This is a genomic window from Vibrio tetraodonis (assembly GCF_003350295.1).
Taxonomy (GTDB): domain Bacteria; phylum Pseudomonadota; class Gammaproteobacteria; order Enterobacterales; family Vibrionaceae; genus Vibrio; species Vibrio tetraodonis.
Map to the genome: position 1 here is coordinate 187752 of NZ_QLYY01000009.1, position 16007 is coordinate 203758.

At 43.5% G+C, this 16007-nt stretch carries 13 protein-coding genes; 9 read left to right on the forward strand and 4 right to left on the reverse strand.

Translation table 11 applies throughout. The annotated features are described in order from the left end of the window. Nucleotides 1-472 precede the first annotated feature (472 nt). From dinG to xthA, 6 genes are all read left to right on the forward strand, one after another. Nucleotides 473-2545, forward strand: a complete 2073-nt coding sequence (dinG, locus tag DPF90_RS07060; protein WP_114785619.1) for an ATP-dependent DNA helicase DinG — start codon at nt 473-475, stop codon at nt 2543-2545. A 12-nt stretch (nt 2546-2557) separates the two neighbouring features. Then, entirely contained in the window at nt 2558-3337 is a 780-nt protein-coding gene (locus DPF90_RS07065) for a sulfite exporter TauE/SafE family protein (RefSeq protein WP_114785620.1), read from the forward strand. Next, on the forward strand, nt 3334-3879 hold the full coding sequence (locus DPF90_RS07070) for a primosomal replication protein (protein WP_114785621.1): 546 nt from the start codon (nt 3334-3336) through the stop codon (nt 3877-3879). Before DPF90_RS07065 ends, DPF90_RS07070 begins: the two co-directional genes overlap by 4 nt. Before the next feature lies 1 nt (nt 3880). After that, nucleotides 3881-4039 (forward strand): pleiotropic regulatory protein RsmS, encoded by a 159-nt coding sequence (gene rsmS / locus DPF90_RS07075; RefSeq protein WP_114785622.1) that lies wholly within the window; start codon nt 3881-3883, stop codon nt 4037-4039. 20 nt (nt 4040-4059) lie between these two features. Beyond that, complete coding sequence (locus DPF90_RS07080; RefSeq protein WP_114785649.1) at nt 4060-5172, forward strand: cupin domain-containing protein; 1113 nt, start codon at nt 4060-4062, stop codon at nt 5170-5172. 92 nt (nt 5173-5264) lie between these two features. Further along, entirely contained in the window at nt 5265-6071 is an 807-nt protein-coding gene (gene xthA, locus DPF90_RS07085) for an exodeoxyribonuclease III (protein ID WP_114785623.1), read from the forward strand. A gap of 92 nt (nt 6072-6163) precedes the next feature. Here the strand turns inward: xthA and fabV are convergent, their stop codons facing one another. The 3 genes from fabV to psrA all read right to left on the reverse strand — a co-directional run bounded on the left by fabV (nt 6164) and on the right by psrA (nt 10513). Further along, complete coding sequence (gene fabV, locus DPF90_RS07090; RefSeq protein ID WP_114785624.1) at nt 6164-7366, reverse strand: enoyl-ACP reductase FabV; 1203 nt, start codon at nt 7364-7366, stop codon at nt 6164-6166. Nucleotides 7367-7543: 177 nt separating this feature from the next. After that, nucleotides 7544-9835, reverse strand: a complete 2292-nt coding sequence (locus tag DPF90_RS07095) for an acyl-CoA dehydrogenase (RefSeq protein WP_114785625.1) — start codon at nt 9833-9835, stop codon at nt 7544-7546. A 57-nt stretch (nt 9836-9892) separates the two neighbouring features. Then, nucleotides 9893-10513: a TetR family transcriptional repressor PsrA gene (gene psrA, locus DPF90_RS07100; RefSeq protein ID WP_420855727.1), complete on the reverse strand. Its 621-nt coding sequence runs from the start codon at nt 10511-10513 to the stop codon at nt 9893-9895. 408 nt (nt 10514-10921) lie between these two features. Here psrA and DPF90_RS07105 point away from each other — a divergent pair, with 408 nt between their 5' ends. The 3 genes from DPF90_RS07105 to DPF90_RS07115 all read left to right on the forward strand — a co-directional run bounded on the left by DPF90_RS07105 (nt 10922) and on the right by DPF90_RS07115 (nt 12683). Continuing rightward, complete coding sequence (locus tag DPF90_RS07105) at nt 10922-11815, forward strand: 1-aminocyclopropane-1-carboxylate deaminase/D-cysteine desulfhydrase (protein ID WP_114785626.1); 894 nt, start codon at nt 10922-10924, stop codon at nt 11813-11815. Between the two features lie 103 nt (nt 11816-11918). Next, a complete protein-coding gene (locus DPF90_RS07110; RefSeq protein WP_114785627.1) occupies nt 11919-12230 on the forward strand; it encodes a DUF1496 domain-containing protein in 312 nt (103 codons plus the stop codon). Between the two features lie 51 nt (nt 12231-12281). Beyond that, on the forward strand, nt 12282-12683 hold the full coding sequence (locus DPF90_RS07115) for a PPC domain-containing DNA-binding protein (protein ID WP_114785628.1): 402 nt from the start codon (nt 12282-12284) through the stop codon (nt 12681-12683). Between the two features lie 49 nt (nt 12684-12732). On the opposite strand, the gene DPF90_RS07120 is transcribed toward DPF90_RS07115, so the two are convergent. Beyond that, on the reverse strand, nt 12733-15996 hold the full coding sequence (locus DPF90_RS07120; RefSeq protein ID WP_114785629.1) for a hypothetical protein: 3264 nt from the start codon (nt 15994-15996) through the stop codon (nt 12733-12735). Nucleotides 15997-16007 lie beyond the last annotated feature (11 nt).

The window sequence follows — 16007 nt, forward strand, 5'->3', positions numbered from 1 at the left end:
GTTTCCTTGATGTTTTTTGATGACAACTCCGAACTCTAACTGGTCAGATGTTGTCGCCATTAAATTGCGGGACTAGATTGCAAAAGAATTATCTCAGTGTCAAATACTATAAATAAAACAACTAAAAAAATATAAATACCATAAAAAACAGCAACTTAATTTAACATTCAACCCCTATTAGAGTGCATTTCATACAAAAAAACCAAATTATCATTATTGAGAAAAAGAGTGAAAATCAAAATTTAAGCCTGATAAGTGTTTTATTATTGTTAATAAACAGAATAAATAACTAGTAAAAAATCACTTATAAAGAGATATCTTTCTTAGTCTTATTCCGCTTGCTAAGTTTATGAAGGTTCAGTTTTTTTTTGTGAAGAAGATCTACAATTTAAACGAAAGCACATTTTTCACTGCACTACTTACCGTTTAGGCAAATGTGCTATCATCGCCTTTCGACATCGAAGGCCTCCGTATGACAACCAGTAAAATCCAAAAAACCATTCGAACCAGCTACCAGAATTTACAATCGCAGATGGATAATTTTATTCCTCGTCGAGCTCAAAATTACCTGACGGCAGAAATTACGAAATCCTTGTGTGGTAACTATCATAAGACAAAACGGATGATTGTCGCTGAAGCAGGAACCGGAATTGGAAAGTCTTTGTCGTACTTAATGGCAAGTATTCCGGTTGCTTTACATAACAACCGCAAGGTCGTCATTTCCACCGCCACGGTTGCGCTTCAAGAACAGCTTATCAATAAAGACTTACCTTTATACCGAAGGCTGATTGATAGAGAATTTTCATTTATTCTCGCCAAAGGTAGGCAACGTTATTGCTGCGCCGAAAAGCTCGCGGCAGCGAGTGGTGTTGATGGTGGGCAAATAGCCATGTTCGATACCAAGCCCAAAACAAAAGATATCGAACAACTGCAACTCATGTTTCAAAAACTGGCGCAAAACAAATGGGATGGCGACAGAGACTCCTGGCCAAAGCCGATAGATGATGTGATTTGGCAATCTATTGTCAGTGATAAGCACAGCTGTAATCTAATTATGCCAGCACATAGAAATTGCCCATTTCAAAAAGCGCGTGCAGAGCTGGATAAAACCGATGTGATCATTGCCAATCACAGCCTGGTCATGGCGGATGCCGATCTTGGCGGCGGCGTTATTCTTCCTGAGCCAGACAATACCATTTACGTCTTTGATGAAGCCCATCACCTTCCTCACGTTGCCAGAGATCATGCCTCTGCGGCGGCAAGTTTAAAGGGGGCGGCCGCTTGGCTAGAAAAACTCAATCAATCAGTGACAAAGTTTGCCAATCTTGCCGATGAGAAAAGAGTGGCGCGTTTTCGTAATGAGCTGCAAGCTTCAATCCAAGAGCTTATCCCATCACTTACTCAGCTTGCGAGTCGATTTGATGCAACACAATTTGAAGATGGATGCTATCGCTTTGAGCATGGTGAATTACCTGATTGGTTAGAGCAAGAATCAAAGCAGTTAAAGGCTCTAACACAAAAGGGGGCACAATCAGTAACCAAAGTGGCAGAGTTGATTGCAGAAAGAGTCAAAGATGGCGAACTTTCCAATCGCTTGGCAGAGCCTGCATTGGCTGAACTTGGTTTTTATATACAACGCATGGATAACCTAGCGCAAGTATGGAGCCTCATGGCCCAACCTTTGCGGGAAAAAGGAGCGCCTCTGGCTCGATGGTTAGAATTAGCGCCAGAGCGGGAAGGTGACTTTGTAGTGAATGTCTCTCCTTTAGAAGTAGGCTGGCAGCTAGACCAACAAATATGGAGCCGCTGCATTGGCGCTGTATTGGTTTCAGCCACTCTACGTGCTTTAAACTCGTTTGGCTTTTTTTGCCGCCAAGCAGGTATTAGTGAAAAACCAGAAGATGGTGTGAAATTCCTTGCCTTAGCCTCACCATTTGATTACCAGAATCAAGCAGAGCTGCTGATCCCTAAAATGCCATGCGAGCCATCAGCAACTCAGTTTACACAAGTCTTAGTCGACACCCTACCCGAGCTTATTCAAGAGAATAAAGCCAATCTGGTTTTGTTTTCATCTTATTGGCAAATGAATCAGGTATTTGATTCTATCGCATCATTATGTAAGAAAAGTGGCTGGTCAATACAAGTTCAAGGTAAAAGCTCACGCTCAGAAATTCTAAATAAACATAAAACTCTAGTTCAATGCCAAAAAACTAGCGTATTATTTGGGACCGGAAGCTTTTCAGAAGGTCTAGACTTACCCGGTGAACTGTTGGAAAACCTGATTATTACTAAGATACCTTTTGCGGTGCCTACTTCTCCTGTTGAGCAGGCTCACGCAGAGTACATTGAAAGTAGAGGCGGGAATCCCTTCATGCAGATAGCCGTGCCAGAAGCGAGTAAAAAATTGATTCAATCTGTCGGTCGATTACTGCGAAAAGAACGCGATTTTGGTAGAGTAGTCATTCTTGATCGACGCCTAGTCACAAAGCGTTACGGACAAGCTCTGATCGATTCACTGCCACCGTTTAAACTTATCATCGAATAATTAAGATATTGTATGGAATTTTTTGAACCAACATTATTGTTGGTACTGGCCTTGATTGCCTTTTTAGCAGGATTTATTGATGCTGTTGCCGGCGGTGGCGGCATGCTGACCGTGCCAGCTCTACTTTCCTTGGGGCTGCCCCCTCATATTGCGCTTGGCACCAATAAGTTAGCTGCAAGTTTTGCTTCTTCGACGGCCGCCTTTACCTACTACAAAAAACGTTTGTTCAAACCAAAATGTTGGAAGCGTGCTTTTGTCTCCACACTCATAGGGGCAACAGTAGGAACACTCGTGGTTGATCTTATCAGCACACAATGGCTGGAGAAAATTCTGCCACTTATTATTTTACTTGCCGCTTTTTATACCATTTGGCACAAAACCCCAACCAGTATAAACAATGATATACCAGAGCCTTGCCCTAAGTTTAATAGAAAGCAGTATCTGCAAGGGTTTAGCATTGGTTTCTATGATGGGCTGGCTGGCCCGGGAACGGGCGCATTTTGGACAGTAAGCTCTATGGCTTTGTATCGCCTTAATATATTGCTGGCGTCTGGTTTATCCAAAGCAATGAACTTTACCAGTAATTTCACCTCTTTGGTCACCTTTGCAATACTTGGTCATATAGACTGGGTTTTGGGGTTAACAATGGGAATATGTTTGATGGCCGGGGCCTTTGTCGGTGCTCATTCAGCCATTCGTTTCGGTGCTAAGTTTATCCGGCCTGTATTTATTGCGGTAGTAAGCGTATTAGCGGTTAAACTCGCTTACGAAGCTTGGTTTATGCCAGTATGACGAAGCTTACCGCACTGTCAAATAGGTTGGACCAACTGGAATCGCAAGCAATCCAACGAGATAAGCAGTATGGGGATTACCATCGGCCTCTATTTGATCAAGCCTTATTTCACTGTCAGTCTGCTCGGTTGCACCCTTACGTTGAAGAGGCCAAGCAAACATTTGATAAGCTCGCTACCCAAGTGAAGTTAGCTCCAAATCATGTCCAAGTGAGTTATTTGGCGGAAAAACTTATTTGTCAGATCGACGCGCTCAAAAAGGAAGTAGATTCCTTTGATGTAAGACAACAAGAAAACCGCCAAAGGCCATCGCAACAAAATGACCTTAGTCATCTCTACCAGAACCTTACCCAGCACCAAACGTGGGAGTCACAACTCAAAGCCATTGTCACTCAATCAGAGCAATTATACAGCCAAGCGACGGGCAAAGATAAAGGGCTTTCTTTTCAAAAACTCGAAGCCGCCCGAAGGCGCTTACAGCGCTGCCAACAAGCTAAACTCAGAATAGAAAAACACATTACCTATAAAGAGCGAAATCAGTAATATGTCATCTCCCGATCTGGAACAGGCACCGGATGAAATTAAACTCGCGGTAGACCTAATTTATCTCATCGAAAGCCACAACATAGACCTCAAAGTTGCGCTCGAAGCAATCAAGATAGTGAAATCGGATTTAGAAAGAAAGCTGGAGGACAACCAGTGAGCTATTCATTAAACATCAATATGGAAGACTTCTTGGCCAATTATTGGCATAAAAAACCGACCATAATTAAAGTAGGCTTTTCTAATTTCATCGACCCTATATCGCCTGATGAGCTGGCAGGTTTGTCCATGGAAGACGAGATTGATTCACGTTTTATCAGTCACCAAGAAGGTAACTGGTCTGTCGAACATGGTCCGCTTGAAGGCTCTCTATTTGAGAACTTACCACAAACTCATTGGCAATTGGTTGTTCAAGCGTGTAATCATTGGCACGCTGGCGCAGCGGAACTCGTTCAGCCTTTTAAAGCTCTGCCTCAATGGTTATTTGATGATTTGATGGTTTGTTATTCTGCTCCGCAAGGTGGTGTTGGGCCCCATATCGACCAATATGATGTATTCATTGTTCAAGGGAGCGGAAAACGTCATTGGCGCGTTGGAGCAAGAGATGAGGGGCAGTATCAAGAATCTATCCAAGCGGGCGCCCTTCGCCAAATCACTGGATTTGATGCCATTATAGATCAGGTCTTAATGCCAGGCGATATACTCTATATTCCACCCGGATTCCCACACGAAGGTGATACGCTTGAGCCGAGTATGAGCTACTCTGTTGGCTTTAGGTCCCCCAAAGAACGCGAGTTATTAAGTCATTTTGCAGATTATATGATCGGGAATGATAAAGGTGATAAACATCTTCACAACCCAGAGGTGAAGCCTCAAACCAAGTATGGAGAAATCCAAACCCGCGACTTGGACAAGATGACTGCCATGTTGCGCAGCGCACTGCAATCCGACAGCGATATTCATGATAGTATTGGGGCCCTGCTGAGCCAGTCTCGCCATCATCTTGATATTATCGAGCCAGACACACCAGTCACTGCGATTGAAATACAAAGTCATTTAAAAGATCTAGGCTTACTGCACAAAGTATCTGGGCTGAAAGCGCTTTATCTGCAAAATGCTGCTTCTTGCGTTTATATTAATGGTGACACTTACCATCCAGAGTCTGAGCACTTAGTGGACCTTTTATGTAACCAAACCCAAATAAGCTATCAAGATATCCAAGGCAAGCTAGCACAAGCCGATATCGAATTGCTTGTATCACTAGTAAATGCTGGTTTGTGGTATTTGGACTAGAAGCATTTAAACCAATTAATGAATACAGGTTTTGTTATCTGTAGTAGCATGAATTATTTACCGCGAATTCCAGTTCCAAGGACTCTAATCAAATGAAAGTCATATCATTTAATATCAATGGCCTAAGAGCCAGACTTCATCAGCTTCAAGCAATCATAGACAAACACCAGCCTGATGTCATCGGCTTACAAGAAATCAAAGTTCACGATGAAGCGTTTCCACTGCAAGAAGTCGAAGCTATGGGATACAAGGTCTATTTCCATGGCCAAAAAGCACATTACGGTGTGGCCATGCTGTGTAAAAAGGAGCCTATCTCTATTCGTAAAGGATTCCCGACTGATAATGACGATCATCAAAAACGTATGATCATGGCAACGGTAGAGGATGACAATGGCGAAAAGGTCACCATATTAAACGGCTATTTTCCCCAAGGCGAGAACATAGAGCACGAAACCAAGTTTCCATATAAGCGACAGTTCTATAAAGACCTAATGACCTACTTAAATGAGCATCACAACAACAATGAGCAGATTATTGTGATGGGTGATATCAATATTAGTCCGTTAGACTCAGACATTGGTATCGGTGAACCAAATAGAAAACGTTGGCTCAAAACGGGCAAATGTTCGTTCCAGCCGATTGAAAGAGAGTGGCTACAAACTCTACTAGACTGGGGTTTTGTCGATACATTCCGCAAAGTCCATCCTGATACAAACGATCGTTTTTCATGGTTTGATTATCGTTCTAGAGGCTTTGACGATAACCGTGGTCTGCGAATTGACGTGATTTTAGCAACGCCTTCGTTAGCTGAAAAATGTATTGAGTCAGACATCGACTATGAACTGCGCGGTATAGAAAAGCCCTCAGATCATGCGCCAATATGGTCATGTTTCAAGTAAAATCGGCTCGCCAAACAAACCCCATTTAAAAAAGAGCTGGCACTATTTAATGTGCCAGCTCTTTAATTTTGATAGACATGTTTTAAAGTCGATTAAATCGCAGTAAAGTCGGCTTCAACCATAGGATTTACCTCAGCGTCGTAATCCACACCCGTCACACCAAAACCGAATAGCTTTAAGAACTCTTCTTTGTACTCTACGTAATCGGTCAAATCTTTCAGATTTTCGCTGGTAATTTGTGGCCATAGGTCGCGGCAGTGTTGTTGAATGTCATCACGCAGCTCCCAATCATCCAGACGCAGACGATTTTTATCATCCACCTCAGCAGCGCTACCATCAGCTTTATACAAGCGCTCATTAAACATGCGGAAGATCTGCTCCATACACCCTTCGTGTACACCCTCTTGGCGCATTTTCTTAAACACCATAGCGATATACAGTGGCATAACCGGAATTGCTGAGCTTGCTTGAGTTACCACAGATTTGAGTACCGCAACATTAGCACTTCCACCTGTTACTCCAAGCTTTTCGTTCAGTGCTGTAGCCGCTCTATCTAGGTCCATCTTAGCTTTACCCAAAGCACCATCCCAATAGATAGGCCAAGTCAACTCTGTTCCGATGTAGCTGTATGCAACGGTTTTGCAACCTTCTGCCAATACACCTGCATCAGACAAAGCATTGATCCAAAGTTCCCAGTCTTCACCGCCCATAACCGTGACAGTATCTTGAATTTCTTGCTCGGTTGCTGGCTCAACGCTTGCTTCGATAATCACATCTTTATTAGTATCGACAGCCGTTGACGTATAAGTTTGACCGATTGGCTTTAGTGACGAGCGAATTAATTCACCCGTTTTTGGCATTTTGCGCACTGGTGATGCCAACGAGTAAACCACCATATCAATCTGACCTAAGTCTTGCTTGATAAGCTCAATTGTCTTTTGCTTGGCTTCATTGGAAAAAGCGTCGCCGTTAAGACTTTTTGCGTACAAACCTTCCTCACGAGCTAGCTTCTCAAATGCAGCTGCGTTATAGAAACCAGCCGTACCAGGCTTTTTCTCTGTGCCTTCTTTTTCGAAGAAAACGCCGATAGTCGAAGCACCACCACCAAATGCCGCAGCGATACGAGAAGACAGACCGTAACCACTGGATGCACCGACAACTAACACACGTTTTGGAGCATTTGCAATCGGGCCTTGGGCCTTTGTATAAGCGATTTGTTCTTTTACGTTAGCTTCACAGCCCACTGGGTGTGTCGTTGTACAGATAAATCCACGAATTCTAGGTTTGATGATCATATTCAGCTTCCTTTAAAAAACCCCGCTAGGATAAAAGGTTCAGCAATTATTCGCATCTTATTTCTGTAAAAATGCACTCAAAATGCAAGTGGTTGGATGTCTTTCATCCAAGTTTTAGATTTCGAGCAAAAACAAAGGCACCGCTTGGGTGCCTTAGATAATATGACAGAGATGATGTTAGGCAACACTATCGAGCTTTGCTTTGCCTTTCTTGGATTTGCCGCCCGTTGTTACTTGGCTCAAATCATGGCTAAAGTCATCCACTTGGATGGCTTTATAGCGCAGCGCTTCCGCCGCCATAATTTGTTCCACTTCATCTTCATTGAACACATCGGCTGCCAGAGCTTGCTCAAGGCGCTCTTTCAATGGTCCTTTACGGTCGACTTTACCTTCCTGAGCTGCTCTCATAAGTTTTCTCTCAAGCCCTTTGATGCCGTACATGGCAAGGAAAGCTTCATCCATCAAACTAACCGCATCATCTTGCTCTTTACCAACATAACAGAGATGAGTAAGTCGGTCGCGGTGCACGCCTGGAGTCATCAGACTTTCAGCTAGTTTTACCGTCAAGTCATCACTTGGCTTGTTGAAATGATTACCAAGAGGGAATATCAAGCCTTTAAGCAACACACCAACCATTTTTTGTGGGTAGTTACTAAACACTTCCGTCAGAGCTTGAGCTGCGGAATGTAAGCAGTGCTGAACAGAATAGTGAACATAATCCAAATCTTGCTGCTGACGCCCTTCATCCTCATATTTCTTCAGTGCTGCCGAACCCATATATAGGTATGCCAGTACATCACCAAGACGAGCTGAAATCATCTCTTTGCGTTTCAAATCGCCGCCCAACGTTGCCATGGCGATGTCTGCACTCACTGCCAAAGCGCGGCTGAGGCGAGTTAAGTCTTTGTAATACACTTGGGTTGGACCACTCATGTCGGCTTTAACAAAGTAAGAGCCTGTCAAAGCAGCGCCGAATGCGCCAAAAGTATTCTTAGCCGCGTGAGCTATGTGCTTAAATAACAAGTCATCAAACTCTTTCGCTCCCTGCTTTTGGTCTTGGTTGGCCGCGGCTTCCATTTCCTTTAGAACGAACGGATGACAGCGGGTAGCCCCTTGACCAAATATCATTAGGTTACGAGTCAGGATATTCGCTCCTTCGACCGTGATCGCAACAGGAATACCAAGATAATGAGTAGCAAGATAATTCATAGGGCCATCTTGAATCGCACGCCCAGCATGAATATCCATTGAGTCATTTAAAATGGTACGGGCCATTTCTGTCATATGGTATTTAGCGATGGCGGTGACAATTCCCGGCTTTTCTTTTAAATCCAACGATGTGGTAGTCAATGTGCGACTGGCTTCTAGAAGATACGTCAACCCACCGATTCGACCCAGTGCTTCAGCTACCCCTTCGAACTTGCCAATTGACATCCCAAACTGCTTACGTACATACGCATAAGCGCCTGTCGTACGTGCCGTTAAATGACCAATTGCTGTGCCTAACGCTGGCAATGAAATACCACGCCCTGCTGACAAGCACTCAACCAGCATTCTCCAACCTTTACCCGCGTACTCTTGGCCACCAATCAGCCATTCCATAGGAATAAAGACATCTTTACCTCGGGTTGGGCCATTCATAAACGCTAATCCCATAGGATCGTGGCGCTCGCCTATTTCGACACCTTTATGATCGGCAGGGATCAGAGCACAGGTAATACCGAGATCTTTTTTATCGCCAATCAAACCTTCAGGATCGTACAACTTAAATGCAAGACCCAACACAGTGGCGACGGGCGCTAAGGTAATGTAACGCTTGTTCCAATTGAGGCGAATACCTAGTACCTTTTTATTCTTGTATCTCCCGTAACAAACAACGCCTTCATCTGGTATACCACCAGCATCTGAACCTGCTTCAGGGCCTGTTAAAGCAAAGCACGGAATGTCGGTTCCATCAGCCAAGCGAGGGAGCCAGTAATCTTTCTGCTCTTGCGTGCCATAATGCGATAACAACTCGCCTGGCCCAAGAGAGTTCGGTACCATAACCGATACCGCCGTACTGATACTGCGTGTCGCTATTTTGGTAACAATGGTTGAATTAGCAAGCGCTGAAAATTCACGTCCACCATATTCTTTAGAAATGATTAACGAAAAGAAACGCTCTTTACGCAAATATTCCCAAACCTCTTTTGGTAAATCTCGGTCATGCTTAACAATCTTGTGGTCGTCTAGCATAGAGAGTAAAGTTTCCAACTCGTTATCAACAAAAGATTGCTCTTCCGCCGATAAACTTGGCATCGGGTATTTGTGCAGCTTAGAAAAGTCCGGGCGCCCAGAGAACAGTTCGCCATCCCACCAAACACTACCCGCTTCCATCGCTTCTCGTTCCGTACTGGAAAGAGGTGGCAGTACTTTCTTGAACATTTTAAAAGCGGGGTCGCTGACCCATTTTCTACGTAAAGAGCACATAATAAGTTCCTTTTGTCACGAGTTGGTGGTCCAACTTATAATTGTTGTATCCCATTCTTAATCAGCTGCAACACCAGCAGCTAAGTAAGGAATAAGCTGATCGACGATATATTTAGCGTCCATCTGCCTTTCGTAATCATTTTCTGCAATTTCCATCAGAGCTTGACTTGAAGCCATAGTGAAAACGCAAGTTCCGAGCGTAAAGTGAAGCCGCCAAAACAAGGTTTCTTGGGTCAGGTTTGGGTTCGCTTTGAGTACCGATTGAGTAAACAAAGATAAAGCTTCTTGATAACGAGTGGTGATAAACCAACGCAAATGACCTTGTACATCGGTATACCCTCTGCCAATCAATAACATGAATCGGCTTGTTCCATTTGGCCGTATATCATTGAGTGCTCGTAGTGGACCTCTCAACGACTCAAAGACATCTGACATCGAGTAACTTTGATTGAGGTTAAGTGTAATCAACGCATCTTGCACTGCAGGCATGAAGGCTTCTAGGTATCGGTTCAACACCGCACGCACTAAGGTCTTTTTATCACCAAAATGATAATTGACCGACGCAAGATTAACGCCAGCCTTGCTGGTGATTGTCCGCAGTGACGTGTCATTAAAGCCATGTTCAGCAAACAAGGCTTCAGCGACATCTAGGATTTTGTCTTTGGTCGTCTGTCTCATCGATATTTCAATCGCTCGTATTAAACATCTGTTTGAAATATACAACCGAAACAAGTATTCAACAAGTTATTAACATCACATTTTTTAACAATGGTCAGACCAGATGGGCGGGTTGGTTAATTTAAAAAATAAAATAATTTTGCAAAATAATGGAACCGATTGAGAAGAGTTGAGTCTGACTATATGTAGTTAGCCAATATTTATAGAGTTTGCATGCTAATAAACACCCTGCTTGCTCGACTTACGTGACTAATTTACGCTGCTTTTTCTTATATAACTCCTATGTTTTGTATCAGCCCAGCGCACAATTGCCCTGGGCTTTTTTTATTTGCTTTTACAAAAAACTCATCACAAGTTTCTTAACTAGATCGAGTACACTAGTGTCTGCTAGACCAAAAAAGAGTGCTCATGCAACTAAACCACTCCCCCATTACTAAACACAAGTTTGAAGATATTGAATTTTTTCTAAAGCGAGATGATTTGCTCCACCCTCAGTTTAGTGGCAATAAAGCTCGTAAATTCATGTATCTACTGCAAAGTGTTAGGCCTCAGGTTAAGACTTTAATAAGCTATGGCAGCCCTCAAGCTAACTCTCTTTATTCACTTGCAGCGCTTTGTAAACTGAAAGGTTGGGATTTAGAGTACTATGTTGACCGCATCCCAGACTGGCTGCGCGACAAACCAATAGGTAATTATGGTGGCGCCCTGAAACTTGGGGCTAAGGTGATTGCAGTGCATGATACCTCTCTTCATCCAGTAGACTTTATCCAAACTGCCCGCTGTCCTGATTCGAGCTGTTTAGTCATAGAAGAAGGAGGAAGGGAGCAAGATGCTCAATTTGGGGTTAAGGGGTTAGCAGACGAAATTTATCGCTGGGGCAAAGCGCAAAAATCTATGGATTTTGCTGTCGCTCTTCCCTCTGGCACGGGAACAACAAGCGCTTACCTACAGCACTTTCTTAAGCCCTATGGAATAAAGGTCATCACCTGCCCCTGTGTGGGCGGTAAAGATTACTTAATTGACCAAATCCACTCGCTCAATATTTATTCTCTGCCTCAAATACTGCAGCTAGATGACAAACATCACTTTGGTAAGCTGTATCGCAATGACTACCAAATATGGCAGGCTCTGCTCGAACAAACCCAAGTTGAATTTGAGCTCTTATACGATCCATTGATGTGGCAATGTTTACTCAATTGGCACCCGAATAATGCAGATAAAACCATTTTGTATATCCACCAAGGAGGACTCCTTGGTAACGAAAGTATGCTGCCCAGATACCAAAGAAAGTTTGGTCGCTAGCATTTTTTCTGGCTTATGATTTACTTTTGTGGTTGATGCTGTCGCCTTAACCCATATATCTGGTTACTCTTTACTGGTAGACCTTTATTGCTTAGGAGACGATATGCGCAAATCACTTTTGGCCGTATTTTTAGTTATTGCAGGGCCCGTCTCTGCCAATATCATTACCACTCCAGGCAAAGCTGTCATTGCGATAGATGGCGGTAATGCGGGAAAACGAGTCTGTTACTATCAAGATCAGGCGTATTCTCTGGGCGCAATTTTGCAGGTGGGAGAGCATTATATGACTTGCGATCGCGCAAACGATTTTGAGACTAACGGCGCGCTCAAGTGGATTCCTCTAGACCAAGCTAACCAAGCAAAACCCTCAGCACAAGCTCCTGACCCCAATGTTAAAACCTATTCAATAAAATAAGTGGTATGAGATACTTGGCAAATACTCGCTACGCAAGGTTGGGAACAAATAATGATTGAGCCTATCGTAATAAGGTTGACCAAGGGACAAGACTTAAAAACACAAATCCAGTCTCTGGTGACCAAACATGCTATACAAGCAGGGTCCATCGCATCTTGTGTCGGGAGTTTAGAGCAAGTCAGCCTGCGCCTTGCTGGCGCCATACAATCAATAACGTTGACTCAACCCTTTGAAATTGTCTCTATGATGGGGACACTCACGCCGACTCATCAACATATACACTTATCGGTTGCCGACGAAACGGGAAAGGTCATGGGTGGGCATTTACTGGAGAATACCATCATTGATACCACTGCCGAGCTGATCATTCATCACTATCCAGACCTGAGATTTTCTCGGCAGCACGATAGCGCAACTGGCTACAGTGAGTTGGTAATAGATACAAACAAGTAAAAATAGGAGCCAAGCTGGCTCCTAGTGTATTAGCTATGAGTAATGCTATCTAGGGCAGATATGTAGTCCGATACGCTGTGAAATTAGCAATAACGTCTTCTATATAGTTTACGAGTACATCCACCTCAAAAGGCGTCATGGTTCCTTTAGCAATATGCTCCGGAATACGTTCAAACGCAGTATCCGCGCCCTGCGATGCTATATCGCGTAACCAAAGCCGAAGTGATTGCATATCCGAAGGATTCTGCGCCGCATAAAGACCCACGTAGTTTTCAAGATTTTCTCTTATAAAGTAAGGTAACCCACCCAAGCCGTCACCTTCATTAACAACACGATGGGGAGCCGAAAAAGAGGCATCTAGCTGATATGCTTTTATCGACTCTTCAAGCTGAGCCACCTCTGCTTCCAAAGTCTTCTTCTTAGCTTCAAGCTTTTCAATGTTTTTTACGATACCAGCAATTCCAGGGTGGGTTGAGTCCGTTGCTCGTATGTTAGATAACTTGTCGTTATTCTTTAAAATATCATTGTTAAACTTTTGAATTTGCTTTGTCTTTTGAGCTATTTTCGTGGCATCATCTTTTACTCGTTGGCTTTCATCAGCTTCTCTTGCACTTTCTCCACCTCTGGTAACGGGTAGTAAACGTGCACCACCTTTGGCTGCATTATGTTCTTCAAGATAGAGAGTCGGGATCCCCATATAAGCCCCTTTTTCCATCTCACCAGAGCGTAACCCTACCTGTTGCAGTGGTATGCCATCTTCACTTAATTTTTTGAAAAGCTGCTGCAAGAATACACCTTGATTAAACTTTCCGTGGTTTACGTCCCTTAGCTCACTCGATTTGTTCCAATACTGGATTAGATTTAATGCATCATAGGCATCACTATTTAAATAGTATTGTTTAGCGGCACCCGTTAGCGCTGAATGATACGGAGAATATTCAATAGGATCTCCAATAGGGATAGTGAGCATCTTTTTCTTGGTATTGACCTCCTTCAGCGTTTCGTATAATTGTGGTGTCATTAAGTGGTGAGGGTTTCTCTTTTGCTCATCAAGCAATTTAAACGATTTAACCTCTTCAACCTGCTCAATTGGTGAAGAAACCGATAAACTGTTCCTGTCGCCCAAACTTCTTAAGTTACTATACTCTTCGCCATTCAATCCTCTTGACCATACTAGAGAGACACCTTTCCACCCTTCTCGAGTTATACTGTCCTTGATCTGGCTGTAAACCTCATCAACTTGTTGAGTAACCTCAGCATTCACTGCTTGGTTTTGATAAGCATTCCAAGTTCGCGTAAAGAAATTTTTTGTAGCCTGTGAATCACCACCCGAGATATCGTGAGCAATGTGTCTAGTACTTTGACCAACATCACTTGGTTCATCGACACCAAACGCCTTTAGCTCTTGTTCAACCTCTGTATAACCCGTCAGTTTGTCTGTAAATTGGGACTTCTTTTTCCCCAAGGAACCAGTCAGAGCGTGATAGACTTGATTAGGCTCCAAACTAGGCGGTCCATTTAGAATGATTACCTTACCCAGATCTTGTATATCGTCTGGGAGTTGTTCATCCCTTGGGTTAATATTGATCACACAGATTTGTTCTCGTTCGACGCCCATGTCAAGGTAATAACGCAACGTCTTATGTCCCCTGTCATCACGAGGGCTTGTCAGATATAAGAGCTTTCTTTCTAGGTTGTCACGTAAGGCAAGTGCAACACCATTAGAGTCACCACTTTGATTTGAATTTTGTGCAATGACATTCTTTGCTCTTCCACGCTGCTCCAGCCCAATGATGTTCCATTCTTCTCGAGTTCGATCCTGCGGGAATTTTAGCTTTCCATCTCTTACCCGAGTATGTGAGTAACCCGCGTTTTCCATCGCAGTTGCCAATGCTTCAGATGGGGTTGCCTTAATATCTGTACCACCAACAATGACCACGTTTTCGCTACTGGATTGGCGAGTAAGATGATTCACCGACATAGAATCGTTTGCTGCACGGCGGGCATCGAGGTAGCGAATATCGATGTAACCTTTTGGTAGCGCGCTGAGATCAGTAACAATATTTGATGCAGGTACATCACTTTGTCCAACCACAGTAAGGGCACTATTTTCTATTGATAAGGCTGACAATAGATTAGGCTTTAACTCTTCGATTTCAAGACTATCAAGCAAAGGCTTTAGCTTTGGTTGCACCCTTGCTAGTGTTACAATCTCGGCTTGCAGCGCTGCTTTTTCTGCTGGGCCCTTAACCATAATCGGTTGAATAAGCCTACCTTGTGAAACATCCAAATCAAGCAGGTTAACGGCAGCCATCAATGACTCCATTCCAGCTTTGGGTACATATATGTGACGAGACTCAGGACTCTTGGTTAACACAGTCAAAAACAGTGGATTATCACCAAGTTGTCTTGATACACCTTTATCATAATTGGACGCAATATAATTGAGTATATCAGCGACATTTTGCTTTTCATTGCCAAGTGACCACTCAAAAAGCTGGTCTGCCGCTGAGTCAAATAAAGTCAGTTTGGCATTCGCTCCTATTCCAGATTTAGAAAGAGAAACAGCATGAGTACGAGTGCCGATTACCATGCTCAGCTCATCATGTTTAGCTAATTGAACCAAGATCTCCGCATTCGCTCGTGAGAATGTCATTTCTTCATCTAGGCTAACGGAGTTACCTCCCCTCTCTGAGGATCCCACAGCCTTTCTTGTTGCAAGCCTTGCTTCTCCACTACTCAGTACTTGCGAACGATTTAACACCACAGGTTGAGTATGATGTAAAACTTGAACATCATCTGCTAAGGAGAAGTTTTGAGAAAACTCTGTGATTAGGTTATCAATAGGCGAGCCATTTAATCGGCTGATAGCATCTTTGAATGCTAACCCTCGACACATCCCATCTGAAGGGACATTTGGAGTGAGTGTCGCGGTCGCAAAACTTGGATAATCAGAGTTATCACCAATTCGACCTACGATACCCACTATCTTATCGTTCACTCTCTTAGGCTGTTTTATTAACTCCACTTGCGCAAGCTCTATAAGCTTTCGAGTAAAGGCTGGGGAGTTTGCTCCAGAAGTCTGCGCAATATCAGTCAACATTTGGGTTGCTTTCTTGGACAAAGTTAAGATGTCTCCTACTGCACCAAGTGGTTCCAAGACTAAGTCGGCAATAGCCCAAGCTCTATCTCCTGTACTTGAGGTGCGATCTGCAAGAGTGACAATAGCTATGGTGATGTTGCCTGCAATCAACGCAAGACCAAGATAAGGGAAAGGTATTGCAGCGATATTTAGAATGCTGACAGCTAACATCAAGTGATCTC